Source organism: Frankia sp. CeRuru1 (assembly GCF_977966315.1).
In genome coordinates this window covers 1-2,667 of the sequence record NZ_CDWWEW010000526.1, presented here as the reverse complement: position 1 = coordinate 2,667, position 2,667 = coordinate 1, and the positions used below count along the sequence as shown (strand labels likewise).

The 2,667-nt window shown below is 69.5% G+C and carries 2 protein-coding genes and 1 pseudogene; 1 reads left to right on the top strand and 2 read right to left on the bottom strand.

What is annotated here, in order from left to right; translation table 11 throughout:
* Nucleotides 1-272: 272 nt before the first annotated feature.
* Both AC08OP_RS23820 and AC08OP_RS23815 read right to left on the bottom strand, forming a co-directional pair.
* Complete coding sequence (locus AC08OP_RS23820) at nt 273-449, bottom strand: hypothetical protein (RefSeq protein WP_476616215.1); 177 nt, start codon at nt 447-449, stop codon at nt 273-275.
* Complete coding sequence (locus AC08OP_RS23815; RefSeq protein ID WP_476616214.1) at nt 436-1,599, bottom strand: glycosyltransferase; 1,164 nt, start codon at nt 1,597-1,599, stop codon at nt 436-438. The genes AC08OP_RS23820 and AC08OP_RS23815 overlap by 14 nt, the downstream gene beginning before the upstream one ends.
* Before the next feature lie 798 nt (nt 1,600-2,397).
* Between AC08OP_RS23815 and AC08OP_RS23810 the strand changes: the two are divergent.
* Nucleotides 2,398-2,667: pseudogene (locus AC08OP_RS23810) on the top strand (hypothetical protein); the annotation flags it as partial.

Sequence of the window (2,667 nt, the reverse complement as noted above, 5' to 3'; positions counted from 1 at the left end):
ATCCACGGCCGAGGTGAGCGTCGGGGCACGCGGGGAGCTCGGTGCGCACGGGCCTGCCGACGCGCACCGCGGGGGAGCGCCCGCGCACTCGGGACTTCGGAATCGGAATCAGAATCGGATGTCACCTGTACCTGCCTGAAGGGGATGGGCACGGAGCACCGCGGGCGGGCGACACCGCGGCGGGTCCGGTCCCCGGTCTGGATGGAGGGTCAGTTCGCCGCGACGAGCTTCGGGAGGTCGGCCACGTACTCGGCGACCGTGGTATCGGCGAATTAGCTCCTCGCCATTCCCTTGTAGTTCGTCGTTGGCGTGGAATACGCCAAGGTGCCGCCGGCAAGCAGGATCCGCCCGTCGGGGAGCTGCGCATGCCCGGAACAGAACAGCCGGATGAGGACCCCGCCGGCGCCGAGGCGTACGCCGTCACCGGCGGGTGGGCTACGAAACCGCACCGGGCACCCCGTCCTCCGACGGCCTTCCGCGCGACGGCGACGCCGCCCGCTCGGGCACCGCCCGCTCAGGCACCGCCCGCTCAGGCACCGCCCGTCGCCGGTACACCAGCCGATCCACCACCAGGTATCGGACGATCACCGCGGCGGCCAGGGACATCAGGGTCGAGATGCCGACGCCGAGATGCCATCGCCCGACCAGCACCGCGAGCAGTGGCAGCCGGATGACCAGATCGAGGTTGTTGATGAGCGCGAACGCCGGATAGCGACGCAGCCGGGAACCCGTCTCCCGGTCCCAGACCAGGAGCTCGCAGCCGAGGAAGTTCCAGCCGATGGCGATCTGGGTCGCGACGATCGCCGCGGCCAGGTAGTGCAGGCCGACGTGGTGAAGCACGGCGGTGCCAAGCAGGTTCGGCACCGTCCCGGACGCCCCGACCAGGGCGAAGCGCGCGGGCTTCGGAACCCGCAACGCGAACAGCCGCCGGGCGAAGCGGGCGCCTTCGGTCAGCGAGGCGTTGGAGGTCCCGGCGTGCCGCTCGGCGAAGGCGTACCCGATCTCGCGGACGCGCAGCCGTCCGGACGCGACGAGCAGCTCCAGCAGGATCTTGTAGCCGTCCGGTCGCAGGCCGGCCCGGTCCACGACGGCAACCCGCACCAGGAAGAAGCCGCTCATCACGTCCGAGACGCCGCGCAGCCGACGGGGGAAGACCCACCGGCACAACCGGTTGGACCCCGTCGAGACCAGGTGCCGCATGCTTCCAGCGAGCCCCGATGCGCTGCCGCCGGACACGTACCGGCTGCCGATCACCACGTCGGCGGCATGTTCCACGGCGGTGCCGAGCAGCGCCGGGATGGTCTCCGGCGGATGCTGGAGGTCCCCATCGATGATCACCGCATAGGGTGCGGCACAGAGCGCGAAGCCCTCGCTGACCGCGCCCCCCAGCCCGCCGACCCGCTGGGCCGGGGTCCGATGGTGCACCCGTACCGGTAACCGCATCGAGGGGCGGACGCGCGCGATGACCTCGGGTGTTCCGTCGTCGGAGTCGTCAACAAAGATCACTTCTCCGAACAGGCCGTGCAGCGCATCGTCGAGGCGCCGCAGCAGCGGTTCGACGTTGTGCGCCTCGTTGCGGGTGGGTATCACGACCGACACCTGTGGCCCGACGTCCACCCGGGGACCGACCGGTTCCGCGGCCGAACCGCCCGTCCGCTCGGGACGCTCCAGCGGGGGGCGGGGATGCGGCAGAACGGGCAGGCGGAGCAGGCCCGTGCGGTCGTCCGGTCCGCCCTCCGGCCCAGTCCGGCTCCCCCGATCGGCCCCACTCCCCTGCTCGATCCGGCTCCCCCGATCGGTCCTACTTGCTTGATCGGTCCTACCCCCCTGCCCGGTCGAGGTCATCGGGTCCCCCCGGGGCCACTGACCCGCGAAACGCGGGTCAGTGCCGAGATAATCCCGATCCGTCGAATTCCGGACAATACAGTGCAACATTCACACGGCCACATTCCTGTGGTGATCATAACGAATTTCCCCCAGAGGCAGCAGAATAAGAGAAGTCCCGGATCGAGCCATCTACCGGCACCCCATGCCCGATCCGGGCCCTACGGTCATAAGGCCGGGCGAAAAATTACCGCAGGCCGTCGGCGGACGGGGGCGGGTGACCACCAGGAACACTCCGAGACACGGTCTCCCCGCTAAGCCGGGTGCGCCCGTGCCACACCGCACTCCACCGGCACGCTTCCCGACACTTCCGGGCAACCCGGTTGACCGGTACCGCCCGGCCCTATAATTCAGAACTCACCGATCAACATCCCCGCATAGGGCCACAAGTCCCGGCCCCACGGAGCGGCACATCGCGACAACACGTGGAACCACCCCGGCCGGGTTGACGACAATCACGACCGCAGAACCCCGCGCCCATAGACTTCCCAGCCATAAACCCCAGGGAGCACGGTGTCAGACCAGCCTCGCAAGAGCAGAGCGGACAGGGGGCACGTTCGCCTCAACCAACGGGATCTCCACGCCCTCGAATGGATCTTCGACATGCGAGCCGCCTTCGAGTCGGACATCTCGGAGATTCTCGGCCCGGAACACCCGATCTCCAAGAACGCGGCTCGCGCCGTCGTGAAGCGCTGGGAGAACGCCGGAGTCGCCTCCGCCGATCCCGTACTCGCCGGCCAGGGCCGGCTCGTACGGCTCACCGCCGAGGGCACCCGGCTGGTC